Below are 18,702 nucleotides of genomic sequence, written 5' to 3'. Positions count from 1 at the left end.
GCCTTGCGACGGTTTGCGCCGAGATAAGCCCGGCAGGCCGGAATTGCAATCAGTCCGGCAGGCGGCTGCGCAGGATCAGCCATGCCAGAACCAGCGGCAAGGTGCTGACCAGCAGCAACATTGGAGCGGTGGCCAGATCTTCCAGACCTGTCGTGCTGACCCGCAGTGACAGACCGGTGATGCTGCCCGGCGTGCCAAGCAACAGAAGCCCGACCGCATTGTTGGCGAAATGCATCCCCCAGGCCAGCCCCAGTCCGCCTGAGCGCGCGGTCAGGTCGGCGGCCACAAGCCCGAACAGCACCGCGCCCACGACCATCAGCGGCGCGGCAGCCCCCAGCCGCCCCGGATCGAGGTGCAGCAGTCCGAACAGCAGCGCGGGCAGCCCGGCCCAAACCAGCGGGCTCCGCACCCGAGCGGCGAGTTGCTGCATAAGGTAGCCGCGGAACAGCGTCTCTTCGGCGAGGGTCTGCACGGCCACTCCGGCAAGCCCCGGCAGCAGCGCAAGCGCCCAGACTTGGGGCGGCAGGTTCGGCCGCGTGGCGCCCAGCAGCACGGTCGCGGCCAGTAGCGGCGCGAAGACCGCGAAGGTCACGCCCGCCCCGCGCGCCGCCTGCCGCAGCGGGCGCGCGCCCATCAGACTGCCGGGGCCACGTCTGTGCAGCAGCCGCGCGGCGAGAGCGACACCTGCCAGCAGCGGCAGGAAGCTTGCCAGCAGCCACAGCGCGCTGGCCGGTGTGCTGGCCACGGCCAGCTTGCCTGTCCAAAGCCCCGCCGCATCCGGCCCAGCCAGCGCCGATACTGCCGTGAAGGTGGCTGCCAGTGCGGCGGCTTGCACGCAGATCACAAGTACCAGCCCAAGCGCCAACCGCCAGACGGCCGGGCGGGCGCGGGCGGGCGCCACAAACCGCGCCAACTGCCGGGCATGGCGCGGCGGGCGCAGGCCGCGCGGGCGGCTGGCAGAAGGGGGGCGGCGTGCTGTCATAGACGCGCAACATGGCACGTTTGCGCCGCGCCGCAAGACCGCCGGTGAAACTGCCGTGGCCTGTTTCGCTTGCGCCGGTGCGCCTGCTTGCCTATTCCCGGTCTGACAAAAATCTCGCGGAGGATCCGATGCTCAAGCGCCCGTTCGACAAGTCGAAACTGCCCAGCCGTCATGTGACCGAGGGCCCGCAGCGCGCGCCGCACCGGTCCTATTACTACGCGATGGGACTGAGCGAGGACGAGATCAATCAGCCCTTCGTAGGCGTCGCCACTTGCTGGAACGAGGCCGCGCCCTGCAACATCGCGCTGAACCGTCAGGCGCAGGCGGTGAAGATGGGCGTCAAGACGGCCAGCGGCACCCCGCGCGAGTTCACAACCATCACGGTGACCGATGGCATCGCCATGGGCCACGAAGGCATGCGCTCGTCGCTTGCCTCGCGCGAGGCCATCGCCGACACCGTCGAGCTGACGATGCGGGGCCATTCCTACGATGCGCTCGTGGGTCTTGCGGGCTGCGACAAGTCGCTGCCGGGGATGATGATGGCCATGGTGCGGCTGAATGTGCCGTCTGTCTTCGTCTATGGCGGCTCGATCCTGCCGGGACGGCTCGACGGCAAGGACGTGACCGTCCAGGACGTCTTCGAGGCCGTGGGCCAGCACCAGGCCGGCAATTACAGCGACGAACAGCTTGCCGTTCTGGAGCGGGTCGCCTGCCCCTCGGCAGGTGCCTGCGGCGGCCAGTTCACGGCGAACACCATGGCCTGCGTTTCCGAGGCGATCGGGCTCGCGCTGATGAATTCCTCCGGTGCGCCGGCGCCTTACGAGAGCCGCGACCAGTATGGCGAGGCCTCCGGCGTGGCTGTGATGAACCTCGTGGAAAAGAACATCCGCGCTCGGGATGTGGTGACCCGCAAGGCGCTCGAGAACGCCGCGCGCGTGGTGGCCTGCACCGGCGGGTCCACGAATGCCGGGCTGCACCTACCCGCGATCGCGCACGAGGCCGGGATCGACTTCTTCCTCGATGACGTGTGCGAGATCTTCCGCGACACCCCCTATTTCGTGGACCTCAAGCCCGGCGGCCAGTTCGTCGCGAAGGACCTCTACGAAGCGGGTGGTGTGCCGGTCGTTCTGAAGGAACTGCGTCGCGCCGGGCTGATCCACGAGGACTGCATGACAGCGTCCGGCCACGCCATCGGCGAAGAACTGGACAAGATCGAGCGCGAGGCGGATGGCCGCGTGATCTACCCGGTGGACAAGCCGATCACCAAGACGGGCGGCGTCGTTGGCCTGAAGGGCAATCTCGCGCCCGAAGGGGCCATCGTTAAGGTTGCCGGCATGTCCGAGGCCGAGCAGGTATTCACCGGCCCCGCCCGCGTCTTCGAAAGCGAGGAAGAGGCTTTCGCGTCCGTAAAGGCGCGCGGTTACGAGGAAGGCGAGGTTCTGGTGATCCGCAACGAGGGACCGGCGGGTGGCCCCGGCATGCGCGAGATGCTGGCCACCACCGCCGCGCTGTCCGGGCAGGGCATGGGCAAGAAGGTCGCGCTGATCACCGACGGGCGCTTTTCCGGCGCGACGCGCGGCTTCTGCGTGGGCCATGTCGGCCCGGAATCGGCGCATGGCGGCCCGATCGCCCTGCTGCGCAATGGGGACATGATCACCATCGACGCGATCAAGGGTGAACTGTCTGTCGCGCTGTCCGAGGACGAGCTTGCGGACCGTCGTGCCAACTGGGCCGGGGCACGGCCGACCAACTACGCGTCGGGCGCGCTTTGGAAGTACGCCCAGCTTGTCGGCCCGACCTACAAGGGCGCGGTGACCCATCCTGGCGCCACCGCCGAAACCCATGTCTATGCCGATATCTGACCGTCCGTCGGTCCGGCCTGCCGCCGTCGCGCGGTGGGCCGCCTTCGGGCTGGCGGGGCTCGCGCTGTCGGGCTGCCTGCCCCCCGGCGGATCGCTTGCCTTTCGCCAGGGCAGCGCGGCGGTCCATGCCGTGCGCGTTTCGGACAACGACGTGACCATAGCCGGGCCTAAGGGCTATTGCGTCGATCCCACATCCTCGCGGGAGCGGCCCGCCGGGTCCTTCGTGATGCTGGGCAGTTGCGCGACCCTGCGCGGGGCGGGCGAAGGGCCGGGAAAGCCCGCTGTGCTGACGGCGCTCGTCTCACCGCGCAGCGACCCGCCGCTGGTGCCTGATCCGGCCCAGCTTGAACGGTTCTTCCGGTCCGATGCGGGTCACGCGGCGCTGGCCCATGACGGCAATGCGGACAGTGTGACCCTGCTGAGCATCGTGGCCGAAGGACCGGTGCTGTATCTCAAGCTGCGCGACCGCAGCACCGGCCGCCCCGCCGACCTGAGCGACGTGGCCTGGCGCGCGATCTTCCCGCTGGCGGACCGGCTGGTCGCGCTGTCCGTGACCGGCCATGACGACCTGCCAGTGGCAGATACCGACATGCGTCGCACGCTGGACCGTTTCGTCGCCGCCGTGATGGCCGCCAACGCCGGCCCCGAGGGCGAACGCGACACCTGACGCGTCCTGGCCTGCTCCGGGGCGCCGTGACGCCGCGTTGGCCGTGACAAGCGGCGCTGCGCTTGGCATCTGTGCCGCAGCTTTGAGGGAGGCGCCGCGATGACCCCATACCCCAACCTTCTGGCCCCGCTGGATCTGGGCCACGTGACGCTGCCGAACAGGGTGCTCATGGGCTCCATGCACACCGGGCTGGAGGAACTGGGAGACTGGTCGCGCGTCGCTGCCTTCTATGCCGAACGGGCGCGCGGCGGCGCCGGTCTGATCGTGACCGGCGGCGTGGCGCCAAACCCGGAAGGCGCGGTGTTCAAGGGCGCAGCCGCCATGACCGGCGCCGCGGACGTGGCCCATCACCGCCCGGTGACGGACGCTGTGCACGCTGCGGGTGGGCGCATCGCCATGCAGATCCTCCATGCGGGGCGCTATGCCTACAGTCCGGATTGTGTCGCGCCCTCGGCGGTGAAATCGCCGATCTCGCCCTTCCCTCCGCGCGAACTGGACGAAGACGGAATCGAAGAGCAGATCGCCGATATCGCCCGTGCAGCCGCGCTGGCCCGCGAGGCGGGCTATGACGGGGTGGAGGTGATGGGATCGGAGGGGTATTTCCTCAACCAGTTCCTCGTGACCCACACCAACCGCCGCACCGACCGCTGGGGCGGCAGCTATGAGAACCGGATGCGCCTGCCGGTGGAAGTCGTGCGACGTGTGCGGCAGGCGGTGGGGCAGGACTTCATCGTCATTTACCGGCTGTCGATGATCGACCTCATCCCGAACGGGTCCACCTGGCCCCAGGTCGTGCAACTCGCCAAGGCCATCGAGGCAGCGGGCGCGAGCCTGATCAATACAGGCATCGGCTGGCACGAAGCGCGTATCCCGACCATCGCCACAAGCGTGCCGCGCGCCGCTTTTTCGTTTGTGACAAGGAAGTTGATGGGGCAGGTGGGGATCCCGCTGATCACCTCGAACCGGATCAACACCCCACAATGCGCCGAGGACGTGCTGGCGGATGGCTGCGCCGACATGGTGTCAATGGCGCGGCCATTCCTGGCCGATCCGGACTTTGTCGCCAAGGCGGCGGCGGGGCGGGCGGCCGACATCGCACCTTGCATCGCATGCAACCAGGCCTGCCTCGATCACACGTTTTCGGGCCGGGTCAGCTCCTGCCTCGTCAACCCGCGCGCCTGCCACGAAACCGAGATCCCGACCGGCCCTGCAGCCCGGGCACGGAGCGTCGCGGTGGTGGGGGCGGGCGCCGCCGGTCTGGCGACGGCGATCACCGCCGCCGAACGCGGCCATGCCGTGACCCTGTTCGAAGCGTCTGACCGGATCGGCGGGCAGCTCAATCTGGCGCGTCAAGTGCCCGGAAAGGAAGAGTTTCATGGGCTGGTCGACTGGTTTGCCCACCGCGTGCAGGCCACCGGGGTCACGCTGCGTCTGGGCGCTGTGGCAGCGCCGGGCGATCTTGCAGGCTTCGACGAGGTGGTGATCGCAACCGGGGTCAGGGCGCGCGATCCGGGCATTCCGACCGCGCCGGATGCTCATGTGATCGGGTATGCCGACCTCCTCTCCGGCCGGGCCGAAGCCGGCGCGCGCGTTGCCGTCGTGGGCGCTGGCGGCATCGGGTTCGACGTTTCTGAATATCTTGTGCATCAAGGGGTTAGTCCCGCCGAGGACCTGGCACTCTGGTGTCGTGAATGGGGCGTTGCCGACCCCGAGGCGGCGCAAGGCGGGCTGGCGCCGGGTGGCCCGTGCCCGGCCGCGGCGGCGCGGCAAGTCACCTTGCTGCAGCGCAAGGCCGAAAAGCCTGGCAAGCGGCTGGGCAAGACGACCGGCTGGATTCACCGCGCCAGCCTGAAGATGAAGGGCGTGCGGATGCTGGCGGGTGTTGAGTATAAACGCATTACGAGCAAGGGCCTGGAGATCGTGCAGGACGGCGCGCCGGTGCTGGTCGAGGCCGACACGGTCGTGCTGTGCGCGGGGCAGGAGAGCGAGGTCGCGCTGGCCGAGACGCTGCGGGCGCAGGGCGTCGCGGTCCATGTGATCGGCGGTGCGGCGTTGGCGGCGGAACTCGATGCCAAGCGCGCCATCGACGAGGGCGTGCGGCTAGCGGCGAGCTTCTGAGCGACCCAAATACGCCGTGGGAATCGTGTAGGAATTCTGCAGAGGGCGCGAACTACTCCGGGCCGCCGCCTTTGCGGCGGGACCAGGCAGGATCAGGGCGTAGGGCGCACCGCCTCTGGCCGGGCGGCCAGACGGTCAAGGACCATTCGGCGCCGACGTCGGCAGCAGCGAATGGAGTCGTACGGCGGGACCAGGGCGTCTGAACGGGGTCTGCGGCGCAGGGTTTCGATAATCCGGACAGGATGGCGCCAGGACTGTTCCGTCCGGCGGTCATGTGAGGATGCGGGGTTGGCCTTGCGTAAGGGAGGCGGTTGAGTCCCCAGTCCCCAGTCCCCAGTCCCCAGTCCCCAGTCCCCAGTCCCCAGCCCCCAGCCCCCAGCCCCCAGCCCCCAGCCCCCAGCCCTCAGCCGGGTCCACGTCTCAGCGCGCGGGGGGCAGGGCCACCGCTTCGACCCGCCGGTTCGCGGCGCGTCCTTCGGGCGTGGTGTTCGGCGCGCGGGGCGCGAAGGGGCCGACCCCGTCCACCGTGATTTGCAGTGCTTGAGCGCCCGCCGCGATCAGCGCCTCGGCCACGGCGCGGGCGCGGGCGCGGGACAGCGCGACATTTGCGGCGGGCGCGCCGGTCCAGTCGGAATGGCCGACCAGAGCGATACGCCTTTCCGGGTCCGCGCCGAGCCAGCGGGCCAGCGCATCGAGTGCAGGCGGTGCTGGGCCGCTCAGCGCCGCAGCGCCCGTGGCGAAGTCCAGCCCTTCCAGCACCGCGCGGCCGTCACGCTCCAGCGTGGCGGCCAGCGTGTCGGCGCCGGGTGGTGTGTCGGCGCCAGTTTCCGGCGCTGCATCGGTCAGTGGGACGGTGGAGCCCGGCTTGGCGGCGCCCACCGTGTCCGCCGCACGGTCCGGTGCCTGCGCCTCGGGCGGGGCCGCGATGGGCAGGATCAGCGTGAGCTGTGCAAAGGCCCCCGCCGCAGTCTGGCTGGCCATGATCGAGGCGAGCGCCTCGGGATCGTCGCGGGCGAAGGCGCGGTAGGTGAAGCCGCCCAGATCGACGAACATGTCGGGCATCGGCAGCAACGGCAGTGCGATACGGAAATCGAAACCGCCGCAGCCGTCGGTGTCGCATTCGAAGACCGGGGCAAAGCCGGCATCGCGCAGTTGCGCGTTCAGACCGTCCAGAAGGGCGCCCGCGTCCACGCTGTCGCTGTGCCAGGCGCTGCGGCTGCGCTGGCCGGTGATGCTGCGCAGCGGTGGTGCGGCCATGGGCGCGGCTGGCGCGATGGCGACACCGTAGCGGCCCGGCCCGTCCTCGGCCCGCGCGGTGCGGCGGGCATCGCCGGGCGGGTCCGGGGTAAAGCCCGCGGCGGGCAGCGCGAGAGCCCCCAGCAGGCAGACCGCCCCGGCGCGGATCACCGGGCCCTGCCGTGATACTCCGGATTGGGCCGCATCGCCGTGGCCGAAGCGACCCGGTTCGTCATGTTGAAGAATGCTGCGACCGACGCGATGTCCCAGATGTCGCGGTCGCTGAAACCATGCGCGCGCAACGCGGCGCGGTCGGCCTCGTCGATGCGGCTGGATGCTTCGGTCAGGCGGACGGCGAAGTCCAGCATGGCGCGGGTGCGCGGATCGAGCGCGGCGGCGCGGTAGTTGGCGACCAGAGTGTCGCCAAGCGCGGGGTCGCCGGACAGCTCGCGCACCGCCGCGCCGTGGGCTACGAGGCAGTAGTGGCAGTGGTTGACCGACGACACCACGACGGCGATCATCTCGCGCTCCAGTTTGGTCAGGCCGCTCTGGCCCAGCATCAGGTCGTTGTAGAGCACGGTGAAAGTGTTGAGCTTCTCGATATCGAACGCATAGGCGCGCAGCACGTTGGGCACGAGGCCGAGCTTTTCCTCGCATAGGGCGAAATAGGCGGCAGTTTCGTCCGGCAGCGGATCCACGGGCGGCAGGTTCAGCGCGGTCACGGTCGTGTCAGGCATCGAGCGGTCCTTTTCGGTAGTGGTAGCCGCCCGCCTCGGCCATGCCAAGTCCGGCATAAAGCGCGCGGGCGGGTGCGTTCGCCTCGGTCACCGCCACGGCGAGGGTGGCGCAGTCGTGGCGCAGGGCCCAGGCAGCGGCATGGGCGACGAGGTGACGGGCAAGGCCGTGGCGGCGCTGGGCCGGGCGTACCTCGAGCGCGTGCAGCATGGCGATGCCGTCATGGGCGGCGAGAAAACCGGTGGCGGCGGGATGATCGGCGGCGCGGCCGAACAGCGCCGTGCGCGGGCCGGAGGCGCGGTGCATCACGGCGATGCGGGCCGGGCCGATGCCGGCCTCGCGCCAGATGTCGTGCTGGATCGCGAGCGGCGGCCAGATGTCGAAGGCGGCAAGCCGCGGCGGAGGCGGGTCGGCCAGCGCGGCGGCGGGGGCGGCGTAGAACAGCGTGGGATCGACGATGGCGTGGCCGCGGGCGGCGAGGGTGGCGTCGAAATCTGCCTGCCCGGCGCGCACACGCCAAGTCGGTGCCTGGGTCCAGCTGCGCATCGTCGCCTCGGCGGCATCCAGAATGTCGCCGCCGGGCAGCCCGTCCGCATCCTGCGTCGCCGCGCTGACCCTTGATCCGCCCCCGCCGCCGCGCCGTAAGGTCAGCGGGCCGAGCCTGCGCGTTTCCAGCGCGGGCCAGGTCGCGCCGAGCGCGGCATCGAGCGAGGTCGAAAGTGAGCCGGTCGGCCGCGGCCGCGTGCCGCTGCTGTCCCGTGTCACGGCGCGTCGGGCGGGAACAGCCCGATCAGTCGGCTCATCGCCGCATCGAGCCGCGCGCCGTCGCGCCCGCGCACCACTATGCTCACCCCGAATGCCCCGTTTCGGATGAACGGGTAGGATCCGAAGGACAGGTCGGCGAAGTCCTCGGACAAGTCCGACAGGGGTCCCGCAATGTCGCCTTCGCCGCGATGCACGGTCAGTTGCTGGCTGAGCAGCGGCGCGCCCCCGGTGATCCGCGGCAGCACGCTGGCGACCATCGCCTCGAACACCGCCGGAACGCCGGCCATCACGTGCACGTTGCGCAAGCTGAAGCCGGGCGCGGCGCTGACCGGGTTGTCGATCAGCGTGGCGCCGTCCGGGATGCGGGCCATGCGCAGCCGCGCCGCGTTCAGTTCGGTGCCGCGCGCCTCGTAGTGCGCGGCGAGGATCGCGCGCGCATCCTCGCGTACGCCGATCGGCGTGTCGAAGGCGGCGGCAACGGCTTCGGCCGTGATGTCGTCATGGGTCGGCCCGATTCCGCCCGAGGTGAACAGGTGATCGTACCGCCCCGCAAGTTCGCGTACCGTGTCGATGATCGCGGCGCGCGTGTCGCCGATGACCCGCACCTCGGCCAGCGGCACTCCGTGCGCGGTCAGCGCGCAGGCGAGGTGGTGCATGTTGCTGTCGCGGGTACGGCCCGACAGGATCTCGTCACCGATGACCAGCATCGCGGCGGTTGGGGCATCGGCGGGCATCGGCGGCTCCTTGTTGCGGGGTCTGTCGCGGTATAGACCGCAGTCCATGCGCTTTCAAACCCCGCTCGTGCCCGCGCGCCTGGTGCGCCGCTACAACAGGTTTCTTGCCGATGCCGTGCTGGAGGAGACCGGCGCGCCGGTGGTCGCCCATTGCCCCAATCCGGGCTCGATGATGGGCCTGCGCGATCCGGGCCTGCGCATCTGGCTGGAACCCAATGATGACCCGAAACGCAAGCTGCGCTATGGCTGGCGGCTGGCGGAATTGCCGGGCGGGCACTGGGCCGGGATCGACACCGGCGTGCCCAACCGCGTGGTACGCGAGGCGCTGGAGGCGCGCGCGGTGCCGGACCTCGCGGCGTATGACACGGTGCGCCCCGAAGTGCGCTATGGCGCGCGCAGCCGGGTGGATTTCCTTCTGACCGGGCCGGGCTTGCCTGACGCCTGGGTGGAGGTCAAGAACGTGCACCTGCGCCGCGACGGCGACTGGGCGGAGTTTCCCGACAGCGTGACCGCGCGCGGTGCGCGCCACCTGGCGGAGCTTTCGGCGGTGGCGGCGCGCGGCGACCGGGCGGTGATGCTGTATCTTGTGCAGCGGACCGACTGCGCGCGGCTGCGCATGGCGGCCGATCTGGACCCGGGCTATGCAGCCGCCTTCGGCGCGGCGCGCGCCGCCGGGGTGGAGATGCTGTGCCACGGCACGCGGATCGACGTGGCGGGCGTCACGCTGGGCGCACCGCTGCCGGTGGCGGACTGACGCGGCCGCAGACGCGTGGCGGGCAGCGCGCGCCCACTGGCCGAAAACGCCCCGCTCGCCCGTCGGCGCGGCGGATCGGCGCAAGGCCGTGCAACAGGCTGTGACTGGCATCCCGCAGCGTCATGGTTTAAAAGCCCGGCCAATGAAACAGGAGAACGCATTGGACGATCGCAGCGCAGGCCGCCTGACAAAGGACGGCATCCGGATTCACGAGGCCGCCGATTTCGCCGGGATGCACCGCGCGGGCGCCCTTGCGGCCGAGATCCTGGACAAGATCGCGCCGCTGGTCGTGCCCGGCGTGAGCACCGGCGCGATCGACGCGGCGATCGAGGACGCGGTCGCGGCAGCGGGCGCCACGTCGGCCACCATCGGTTATCGCGGCTACCGTCATGCCTCATGCATCTCCGTCAACCATGTGGTGTGCCACGGCATCCCGGACGAGGGCAAGAAGCTCAAGGACGGGGACATCCTGAACATCGACGTGACGGTGATCGTGGATGGCTGGTTCGGCGACACCAGCAGAATGTACGTGGCGGGCCGCCTGCCCCGCAAGGCGGAGCGGCTGATCGAGGTCACCCATGACGCGCTGATGAAGGGCATCGAGGCGGTGCGCCCCGGCAACACCTTCGGCGACATCGGCCACGCCATCCAGACCTTCGTGGAGGCGCACCGCATGTCCGTCGTGCGCGATTTCTGCGGCCACGGTTTGGGCCGCGTGTTTCATGCACCGCCGAACGTGTTGCACTATGGCCGTCCCGGCACCGGCCCGGTGCTGGAGGAAGGCATGTTCTTCACCATCGAACCGATGGTGAACCTGGGCCGCCCGGAGACCAAGATTCTGGCCGACGACTGGACCGCTGTGACGCGCGACAAGTCGCTGTCGGCGCAGTTCGAACATTCCATCGGCGTGACCGCGGACGGGGCCGAGATCTTCACCCTGTCCCCCGCCGGGCTGTTTCACCCGACCTACGCGGCGGGCTGACCGGGCCTGCCGCCCCCATCCTTTCCATTCCCAAGGAGTGCATTCCCATGCGTTTGCCCAGCCTTTCCGACCCTGCCGCCCGTATCGCCGCCGCGGTGGCCCTGAGCGCGCTTGCCGCGCTTGGCACCCTGAGCGTCCTGCCGACCCCCGCGGCGGCGCAGGCGCAGGAGCCTGAGGTCACCTTGAGGTTCCAGCATTTCGTTTCGCCAAATTCGGCGAACCCCAAGCATTTCATCGAACCCTGGGCCAAGAAGGTCGAGGCCGAGTCCGACGGGCGCATCAAGGTGGAGATCTATCCCTTCATGCAACTCGGCGGGTCCGCGACGGCGCAATACGACCTGATCCGCGACGGGGTGATCGATGGCGGCTGGGTGATTCCCGGTTACCAGCCGGGCCGCTTCCCCGAGGCGGAGGCGCTTGAGCTGCCGTTCATGACGCCGAAGCTGGGCGAGGAGGCAAGCATGGCCGCCTGGGAGTTTACGCAGGAGCATCTGACCGACGACTTCGCTGATGTGCACCTGATCGCGGCGCACATGCATGGGCCGGGGCTGATCCACAAGAAGGGCCCGGCGGTGCGCGAGGTGGGTGATCTGCGAGGGCTGAAGCTGCGTGGCCCGTCGCGGCCCGCGACGCTGCTGTTGCGCAAGCTGGGCGCGCAGCCCGTGGGCATGGCCGTGCCGGCCTTTCCCGAAGCGTTGTCGAAGGGCGTCGTGGATGGCGGGGTCATCACCTGGGAGATGTCGCCCTCGCTGAAGCTGGACGAGTTGACCGACAGCCACACGGACGTGGCGGGCGATGATGCGCTGTACAACCTGTTCTTCATCTGGGCGATGAACAAGGACAGCTATGCGCGGCTGCCCGACGACCTGAAGGCGGTGATCGACGCAAATTCGGGTATGTTCGCGTCTGCCTGGGCTGGGCGTGCCCATGACACCGGCGACGCCGAGGGCCGCGCGGTAATGGCTGCGGCGGGCAACGAGATCGCTGAGATCAGCCCGGAGGTGACGGAGCAGATCCGCGCGCTGGGTGCGGAGGTAACGCAGGAGTGGATCGACGAGGTCACCGCCAAGGGTCTGGACGGCGCCGGGCTGGTGGAGGACGCGCGCGCGGCGATGGACCGCCATCGCGGGACCGTTGGCACGAACTGAGCGGCGCGTCAGGCTGCATCGGGGCGCGCTGGCCGCATTGTTTCGGGCGGCTGTGCTTCCAAGAAGGGGCGCTCCCGCCCGTCTTCGACCCGCTGCGCGCGTCTCATCCCGTTGGGCCCGGCAGGCTGCGCCTGCCGCTGTGCCTGTGCACGGGGGCGCGCCCGGCAGGTCTGATATCGGGGCAGCGTGGCCGCCGCGCGGTCAGGCGTCGCGGGTCAGCAGCGTGACATGGGTGTCGCCGTAGCGGCGCTGGCTGTCGGGCGAGAACCCATCGGGCGCCTGCTGCGGCGCGGCCTCTTCCCAAACCACAAGTGCGCCGGGTGCGATCCAGCCGCCTGCCGCCGCCGTCGCCAGCGCCCGGTCGCCAGCGCCCTTGCCGTAGGGCGGGTCGAGGAAAACAAGCGTCGCGGGCGGCAGCGGTGCCGCGCCGAGCCGGGTTGCGTCCTGTGCCAGCACGCGCGTTTCGTCCTCGCCCATGCGGGTCAGTGCGATGTTGGCGCGCAAGAGCCGCAGCGCGGTGCGCCCATTGTCCACGAAGGTTGCGTGCGCGGCCCCACGCGAGAGCGCCTCCAGCCCCAGCGCGCCGGTGCCGGCGAAGAGGTCCAGCACACGCGCGCCGTCCAGCGGATCGTCCGGTCGGCTGGCCAGCGCGCTGAACAGGCTTTCGCGCACCCGGTCGGCGGTAGGGCGCAGATGCGCGCCCGCGTCGCCTTTTCCAAGCGCGGCCAGCCGGAGCCCGCCGAAACGCCCCGCGACGATCCTCATGCCCGTGCCCCGACGCGGCGGCGGCGAATATCCTGCATCCTGCATCTCCGTTCTGGCGGTGCGCCCCGGCTCGCCCTATAACCCACCGAGACAAAGGCAAACAGGGAAGGATGCCCAGCCATGACGATTGCTGTCGGTGACACGCTGCCCGATGCGGATCTGCTGATCTTCGGCGAGGAGGGGCCGGGGTCGGTCGCGCTGTCTTCGCTGACCAAGGGGCGCAAGGTCATCATCTTCGGCCTGCCGGGGGCCTTCACCCGGACCTGCGATGCCGCCCATGTGCCAAGCTTCATCCGCACCAAGGACGCGTTCGCGGCGAAGGGTGTGGACGACATCATCTGTTTCGCGGTGAACGATCCGTTTGTGATGGCGGCCTGGGGTAAGTCCAGCGGCGCGGCCGAGGCGGGCATTCACATGCTGGCCGATGCCGATGGCGGTTTGACCAAGGCGCTTGGCATGGACTTCGACGCGCCGCCGGTGGGCTTTCACGGCCGGTGCAAGCGGTTCGCTCTGCTCGCCGAGGACGGCGTCGTGAAGGTGCTGCAGATGGACGAGAACCCCGGCACATGCGAGCTGTCGGGCGGCGAGGCGATGCTGGACGCCATCTGAGGGCGCCTTTCGGGCGACATTGGCAAGGGGGCCTGGCGGCCCCCTTTTTCATGCGATCAGAGCGCGTCCATCCGATCGGCGAGGCGCACGTCCAGCGGTGACAGGCCGCCCGCGTCATGGGTGGTGAGCGTGACCGTCACCGTCTTGTAGACGTTGGACCACTCCGGGTGGTGGTCCATCTTCTCGGCGATCAGTGCGACTCGGGTCATCCAGGCGAAGGCTTCGGTAAAATCCGCGAAGGTGTAGGTCTTGCTGATCGCGTCGCGGTCTTCGGCGAGGGTCCAGCCACGGGCGAGCGCCGGGTCGAGGACGCTGCGGTCGCTGAGGGTCTGTGTCATGGGGCCTCCTTCTGTGCGGGGTGTTGTCGTTCCGGCCGCTTGCGGGCCGGGCGCGGGTGGTTCCTGCGCCGGTCACGGGTCGATCGCGGCGTCGGTCCTGCGGAAAGGGCCGTAGGCGGTGAGCACCTCAATCTCCTCGGTGACTGCCCCTGCCTCGGCCTGAAGATACTGGTCCACGGCGCGGGCGAAGCCTTCGTCCGCCACCCAGTGCATCGAATGGCAGGCGACAGGCAGGTAGCCGCGCGCAAGCTTGTGGGCACCCTGCGCGCCGGCCTCCACCCGGTCCAGCCCGCGCGCAATGGCGGCGTCAATGGCCTGATAGTAGCAGCATTCGAAATGAAGGCAGGGGTGATCCTCGATCGCGCCCCAGTAGCGGCCGTAAAGTGCGCTGCGCCCGATGAAATTGAGCGCGCCTGCCACAGGCCGTCCTCCGCGCAGCGCCAGTACCAGAAGCATGTCGTCGCGCAGCGTCTCCTGCGCGCGGTCGAAAAAGGCGCGGGTCAGGTAAGGCGTGCCCCATTTGCGCGCGCCGGTGTCCTGGTAGAATTCCCAGAACGCGTCCCAGTGTTCGGGGCGGATATCATCCCCGGTCAGTGCCACAATCTGCCCGCCGAAGGCCTGCGCGGTCGCCCGTTCCTTCCGGATGTTCTTGCGTTTGCGCGACGACAGGTCGGCCAAGAAATCGTCGAAGGTGTCATAGCCCCGATTGAGCCAGTGAAACTGCTGACTGCTGCGCGGCATCAGCCCCAGTTCCGCGGCCTGTGCGCGTTCGTCTTCGGTGCAGAAGGTGATGTGCAGCGACGAGAGGTGATACCGGCTTGCAAGGTGCAGCGCGCCCTGAACCAGTGCCGCGCGCCCGTCGGCCTCAAGCCCCGGGCGGGTCAGCAGGCGCCGCCCTGTCGCAGGGGTGAACGGCACCGCGATCTGCAGCTTCGGGTAATAGCGTCCGCCCGCGTTTTCGTAGGCGTGGGCCCAGTTATGATCGAAGATGTATTCGCCCTGGCTGTGCGACTTCGCATAGAGCGGGGCGGCGGCAATTACCTGCCCACCGCGGCGGGCGACAAGGTGTCGTGGTTCCCATCCAGTGCCGGTGCCGACTGACCGGCTGTCTTCCAGCGCCCGCAGAAAGCGGTAGGTGGTGAAAGGATCGACCGGGCGCCCGCCATCGGCGGTTTCGGGGCAGGCGCAGGCATCCCAGTCCGCCGCCGGAATGTCGGCAAGCGAGGCGTGGGCCGTCACCTCGATCGTGTCGTCGGCCATGTCGTGCGATGCCTGTCCGTGCATGTCACGACACCAGTTGGACCTTGCCGGGCCGAGGTCAAGATGCAGGTGCCGCGCGGCCTCAGCCGATCTGGAAGATGCCGTCGATTTCCACCGCGACGCCGAAGGGCAGCGCAGCGACCCCCACGGCGGAGCGCGCATGGGGCGAAACGGCGGGGTCCAGCAGCGCGGCGAACAGGTCGGACGCGCCGTTTACGACCTTGGGTTGGTCGGTGAAATCCGCCGTGGAGTTGACGAAGGCGTTCAGTTTGACCACGCGGCGCAGGCGCGACAGGTCGCCGTCGCAGGCGGCGTTGACCTGTGCCAGCAGGCTCAATGCGCAGGCCCGCGCGGCGGCGACCCCGCCATCTAGGTCCATCGTGTCGCCAAGCTTGCCGATGATGAAGCCGTTCGCGTCCGCAGCCACCTGTCCCGAGACGTGCAGCAGGTCGCCCGCCAGCACGAAAGGCACGTAATTGGCCGCCGGCGCGGGTGCGGGCGGCAGCGCGAGGCCGAGGTCGGTCAGGCGGGCCTGGATGTCCGGGGTCATGGGCATTGTCCTTCTGGGCGCGGGGTGGAGTACGGAAGGCGGGCGCACCGGTACCGGTCAGGTTTCGCGGAACGCCTTGATGAAATAGTCGGTGAGCGGCTTGAGCAGATAGGCCAGCGGCGTGCGGTCGTCGGTGCGCAGGAACGCTTCGACCGGCATCCCCGGCAGCAGCGTCACGCCTTCGGGCAGGCGGTCCATCTCGCCGTCCTTCAGGATCAGTTGCGCGGTGTAGTAGCTGGTGCCGCGCTGTTCATCGGTGAAGGCGTCCGCCGACACCTGCGTTACCGACCCGATCAGTTGCGGCGTGGTGCGCTGGTCCAGCGCGGAGAAGCGCAGGCTGACCTCCTGGCCGGGATAGACCTGGTCGATATTGGTGGGCTGGATGCGCGTCGTGATGATCAGCGGGCGATCTTGCGGGATGATGTAGAGCACCGGGTCCGCCGGACGGATGACCGACCGTTCTGCGAATACCCGCATGTCGTAGATCACTCCGGCCAGCGGCGCCTTGATGTCGAGTCGGCCGATCCGGTCCAGCAGCGCGCGGCGCTGTTCGGCCAGTTCGAATTCGCGCGAAAGCATGTCGCGCAACTGGGTGATCGCCTCTTCGCGCTGCTGGTTCACCAGTCCGATGATCTGGATGTCGATCTCGGTGATGCGGCCCTCGTTTTCGGCGCGGGAGGCCTGCAATTCGCCGAGGGTCCCGCTAAGGCGGGCCTCTTCGCGCTTGAGCGCCAGAAGCCGGGATTTCTGCGCCAGCCCGCTGTCCAGCAGGGTCTGCTGGTCGCCCAGTTCCTCGCGCATCAAAGCAAGCTGCACCCCCATCGCGGCTTCCTGCGCGTCGATCCCCTCGATCTGGCTTTCGATCTGCGCCCGGCGCTTGCCAAGCTGTTCGACCTCGCGGTCGAGCGATTCGCGCCGCGCGGCGAAAAGGTTGCGCTGGCCTTCCATGATCTCGGCGACGTCGGGACGGTCCTGCGCCGCGGCGATGAGAGAGGCGTCGAAGGTGATCGAGTCGATGCCGTCACGTTCGGCCTGCAGGCGCGCGCGTCGAGCCATGATTTCGTGCAGCTGGCCTTCGATGATCGACAGTTCCGACCGCAGGGTAGACCCGTCGAGCCGCAGCAGAACCTCGCCTTCCTCCACGATGTTGCCGTCGCGCACGAAGATCTCTTCGACCACGCCGCCGTCGATGTGCTGCACGACCTGCCGGTTCTGGTCTACCTCGATCCGCCCTGAGGCGACGACCGCCCCGGCGATCTGCGTGAAGACCGCCCAGCTGCCGAAGCCGCCGAACAGGATGAGCAGGACCACCATACCGGTGATCAGGGGTCTGCGGGCCGACCAGGTGCGTTCGGCGCTGTCTGGATTCTGGGTCACGAGATGCCCCCCTTTGCTTTAGACGACATGATTTCGCCGGCGTTGCGCACCATCTTCGACAGGACTTCGTCCCGCGGGCCGAAGGCGCGCACGGCGCCGCCTTCGAGCACGAGAAGCTTGTTGCATTCCTGGATCGCGGCGGGCCGGTGCGCCATGATCAGCACGCCCTTGCCTTCCGCCTTCATCGTCCGGATCGCTTCGTTCAGCGCCAGCGAGCCTTCGTTGTCGAGGTTGGAGTTCGGTTCGTCCAGCACCAGGATCACCGGGTCGCCGTAAAGCGCGCGGGCCAGCCCGACCCTCTGGATCTGTCCACCGGACAGGTTGCCGCCGGTCATCGACAGGTAGGTGTCGTAGCCGCGCGGCTGTTTCAGGATCATCTCGTGAGCGTCGGCCTTCTTGGCGGCGGCGATGATGTCCTCGTCGCGGGCCCCGGGCGCGAGGCGGGCGATATTCTCGGCGATGGTGCCGTCGAACAGCTGCACCTTTTGCGGAAGGTAGCCGATATAGCTGCCCAGCGTGTCGGGGTCGTACTGGTCCAGCGTCGCGCCATCGAGCCGCACTGCGCCGCCCGCGGGCGGCCATGCTCCGGTCAATGCCCGCGCCAGCGTGGACTTGCCCGACCCGGACGGGCCGATCACGCCGATCGCCTCGCCTGGTTCCAGCCGGAAGCTCGCCATGCGCAAAGAGGCCTGGTGTTCGCCGGGCGGCAGCACGGTGAGGCTGGCCACGTCGAGAATCGCGCGCGGCCGCGGCAGGTCGGTGCGGCGCGGTCGTTCGGGCACCTTGGTCAGAAGCTCCGCCAGGTTGTCCCAGCTGCGCAGCGCGCCCTGCACCAGCGCCCACTGGCCCACCGCCATCTCGATCGGAGCGAGGGCGCGGCCCATCAGGATCGACGCTGCGATCATGCCGCCAGCGGTCATCTGTTCCTGCAGAACGAGGTAGGCGCCCAGTCCCAGCATGGCGGATTGCAGGAACAGGCGGAACGTCTTGGTGCCGGCGGTGTAGCCGCCCTGCGCATCGCTGGCCGTCAGCCCGAGCGACAGCGCGCGCGCGCGGATTGCCTGCCAGCGGGTGAAGGCGGCACCGCGCATCCCGAGGCTCTGGACCATGTCGGCCTCGCCGCGCAGGCGTTCGGACATCCTGTCCGCCTCGGCGGTGGCCTGGCCGGACCGCAGCACAGGCTCGCGGGTCTGAGCCTGGTTCATCAGCGTCGTGGCGACAAGCACCGCGCCGCCGCCCACTGCGAGGAGCCCGAGCCACGGGTGGAAGATGAAAATGCCTGCCAGGAAGATCGGCGTGAACGGCACGTCGAAGAACGCGCTGAGAACGGGCGAAGCCATGAACCGCTGCACCGTTTCAAGGTCCCGCACCCCGGCCGCAGAAGCGTTCCTGTCGCTGCTGGCCGAATTCTCGATCGCGGCGGAGAACACACGTTTGTCGAGCCGCGCCTGAAACCGAGCCCCGACCCGCGACAGCAGCCGTCCGCGCACGTAGTCTAGTATGCCCATCATCAGATAGAGGAACGCCACAAGCGCGGCGAGCGCGACCAGCGTCGCTTCGGAGCGGCTGCCGAGAACCCGGTCATAGACCTGCAGCATGAAGATAGGCCCGGTCAGCATCAGCAGGTTCACACAGGCGCTGAAAATTCCGACGAACCATAGCAGCGGCCGACTTTCCGCCCGTGCCTGCTTAAGCTCGCGCCGCCCCGCGCTGTCCGACCCGCTCATGATCCGGCCCCTTCGAGAAAGTCCGCCCCGAAGCCCACAGCGAGCTTACAGACATCGACGTGGCGCGCCCGGCCTGCCAGTCGCGCCCCTGTC

The 18,702-nt window shown here is 69.1% G+C and carries 18 protein-coding genes; 7 read left to right on the top strand and 11 right to left on the bottom strand.

The annotated features are described in order from the left end of the window. Window positions 1-49 precede the first annotated feature (49 nt). The gene (locus DKT77_RS09405; protein ID WP_109811445.1) at window positions 50-982 is read right to left on the bottom strand and encodes a CPBP family intramembrane glutamic endopeptidase; all 933 of its coding nucleotides are present in this window, start codon (window positions 980-982) and stop codon (window positions 50-52) included. A gap of 128 nt (window positions 983-1,110) precedes the next feature. Here DKT77_RS09405 and ilvD point away from each other — a divergent pair, with 128 nt between their 5' ends. From ilvD to DKT77_RS09390, 3 genes are all read left to right on the top strand, one after another. Further along, window positions 1,111-2,844, top strand: coding sequence for a dihydroxy-acid dehydratase (ilvD, locus tag DKT77_RS09400; protein ID WP_109811589.1), 1,734 nt, complete (start codon window positions 1,111-1,113; stop codon window positions 2,842-2,844). Beyond that, window positions 2,831-3,511 carry a hypothetical protein gene (locus DKT77_RS09395; RefSeq protein WP_109811444.1) on the top strand — a complete coding sequence of 227 codons (681 nt, stop codon included), beginning with the start codon at window positions 2,831-2,833 and terminating at the stop codon, window positions 3,509-3,511. Before ilvD ends, DKT77_RS09395 begins: the two co-directional genes overlap by 14 nt. A gap of 99 nt (window positions 3,512-3,610) precedes the next feature. After that, complete coding sequence (locus tag DKT77_RS09390) at window positions 3,611-5,629, top strand: NADPH-dependent 2,4-dienoyl-CoA reductase (protein ID WP_109811443.1); 2,019 nt, start codon at window positions 3,611-3,613, stop codon at window positions 5,627-5,629. 420 nt (window positions 5,630-6,049) lie between these two features. Here the strand turns inward: DKT77_RS09390 and DKT77_RS09380 are convergent, their stop codons facing one another. The 4 genes from DKT77_RS09380 to DKT77_RS09365 are packed head-to-tail and all read right to left on the bottom strand — an operon-like array spanning window position 6,050 to window position 9,099. Further along, window positions 6,050-7,036, bottom strand: coding sequence for an OmpA family protein (locus DKT77_RS09380; RefSeq protein WP_109811442.1), 987 nt, complete (start codon window positions 7,034-7,036; stop codon window positions 6,050-6,052). Continuing rightward, on the bottom strand, window positions 7,033-7,602 hold the full coding sequence (locus DKT77_RS09375) for a peroxidase-related enzyme (RefSeq protein WP_109811441.1): 570 nt from the start codon (window positions 7,600-7,602) through the stop codon (window positions 7,033-7,035). The genes DKT77_RS09380 and DKT77_RS09375 overlap by 4 nt, the downstream gene beginning before the upstream one ends. Further along, window positions 7,595-8,365, bottom strand: a complete 771-nt coding sequence (locus DKT77_RS09370; RefSeq protein WP_109811440.1) for a GNAT family N-acetyltransferase — start codon at window positions 8,363-8,365, stop codon at window positions 7,595-7,597. The genes DKT77_RS09375 and DKT77_RS09370 overlap by 8 nt, the downstream gene beginning before the upstream one ends. Beyond that, window positions 8,362-9,099, bottom strand: a complete 738-nt coding sequence (locus tag DKT77_RS09365; protein WP_109811439.1) for a competence/damage-inducible protein A — start codon at window positions 9,097-9,099, stop codon at window positions 8,362-8,364. Before DKT77_RS09365 ends, DKT77_RS09370 begins: the two co-directional genes overlap by 4 nt. Before the next feature lie 46 nt (window positions 9,100-9,145). Here DKT77_RS09365 and sfsA point away from each other — a divergent pair, with 46 nt between their 5' ends. The 3 genes from sfsA to DKT77_RS09350 all read left to right on the top strand — a co-directional run bounded on the left by sfsA (window position 9,146) and on the right by DKT77_RS09350 (window position 11,983). After that, on the top strand, window positions 9,146-9,853 hold the full coding sequence (gene sfsA / locus DKT77_RS09360) for a DNA/RNA nuclease SfsA (RefSeq protein ID WP_109811438.1): 708 nt from the start codon (window positions 9,146-9,148) through the stop codon (window positions 9,851-9,853). Window positions 9,854-9,995: 142 nt separating this feature from the next. Beyond that, on the top strand, window positions 9,996-10,835 hold the full coding sequence (map, locus tag DKT77_RS09355; RefSeq protein WP_109811437.1) for a type I methionyl aminopeptidase: 840 nt from the start codon (window positions 9,996-9,998) through the stop codon (window positions 10,833-10,835). Between the two features lie 47 nt (window positions 10,836-10,882). After that, window positions 10,883-11,983, top strand: a complete 1,101-nt coding sequence (locus tag DKT77_RS09350) for a TRAP transporter substrate-binding protein (RefSeq protein WP_109811436.1) — start codon at window positions 10,883-10,885, stop codon at window positions 11,981-11,983. 201 nt (window positions 11,984-12,184) lie between these two features. Here the strand turns inward: DKT77_RS09350 and rsmD are convergent, their stop codons facing one another. Further along, complete coding sequence (rsmD, locus tag DKT77_RS09345; protein ID WP_109811588.1) at window positions 12,185-12,748, bottom strand: 16S rRNA (guanine(966)-N(2))-methyltransferase RsmD; 564 nt, start codon at window positions 12,746-12,748, stop codon at window positions 12,185-12,187. 120 nt (window positions 12,749-12,868) lie between these two features. On the opposite strand from rsmD, the gene DKT77_RS09340 reads away from it, so the two are divergent. After that, complete coding sequence (locus tag DKT77_RS09340; protein ID WP_109811435.1) at window positions 12,869-13,357, top strand: peroxiredoxin; 489 nt, start codon at window positions 12,869-12,871, stop codon at window positions 13,355-13,357. Between the two features lie 56 nt (window positions 13,358-13,413). Here the strand turns inward: DKT77_RS09340 and DKT77_RS09335 are convergent, their stop codons facing one another. The 5 genes from DKT77_RS09335 to DKT77_RS09315 all read right to left on the bottom strand — a co-directional run bounded on the left by DKT77_RS09335 (window position 13,414) and on the right by DKT77_RS09315 (window position 18,609). Beyond that, window positions 13,414-13,695 carry a 4a-hydroxytetrahydrobiopterin dehydratase gene (locus DKT77_RS09335; RefSeq protein WP_109811434.1) on the bottom strand — a complete coding sequence of 94 codons (282 nt, stop codon included), beginning with the start codon at window positions 13,693-13,695 and terminating at the stop codon, window positions 13,414-13,416. Between the two features lie 72 nt (window positions 13,696-13,767). Continuing rightward, window positions 13,768-14,955, bottom strand: a complete 1,188-nt coding sequence (locus DKT77_RS09330) for a GNAT family N-acetyltransferase (RefSeq protein ID WP_109811587.1) — start codon at window positions 14,953-14,955, stop codon at window positions 13,768-13,770. 82 nt (window positions 14,956-15,037) lie between these two features. After that, a complete protein-coding gene (locus DKT77_RS09325) occupies window positions 15,038-15,505 on the bottom strand; it encodes a RidA family protein (protein WP_109811433.1) in 468 nt (155 codons plus the stop codon). A 57-nt stretch (window positions 15,506-15,562) separates the two neighbouring features. Beyond that, window positions 15,563-16,882, bottom strand: a complete 1,320-nt coding sequence (locus DKT77_RS09320) for an HlyD family type I secretion periplasmic adaptor subunit (RefSeq protein WP_274520073.1) — start codon at window positions 16,880-16,882, stop codon at window positions 15,563-15,565. After that, window positions 16,879-18,609 (bottom strand): type I secretion system permease/ATPase, encoded by a 1,731-nt coding sequence (locus DKT77_RS09315; protein WP_109811432.1) that lies wholly within the window; start codon window positions 18,607-18,609, stop codon window positions 16,879-16,881. The genes DKT77_RS09320 and DKT77_RS09315 overlap by 4 nt, the downstream gene beginning before the upstream one ends. Window positions 18,610-18,702: the final 93 nt, after the last annotated feature.

This window comes from Meridianimarinicoccus roseus, from assembly GCF_003172915.1.
GTDB lineage: Bacteria > Pseudomonadota > Alphaproteobacteria > Rhodobacterales > Rhodobacteraceae > Meridianimarinicoccus > Meridianimarinicoccus roseus.
Note: the sequence above shows the minus strand (reverse complement) of the source record. Positions and strands in the feature narration are given on the sequence as shown.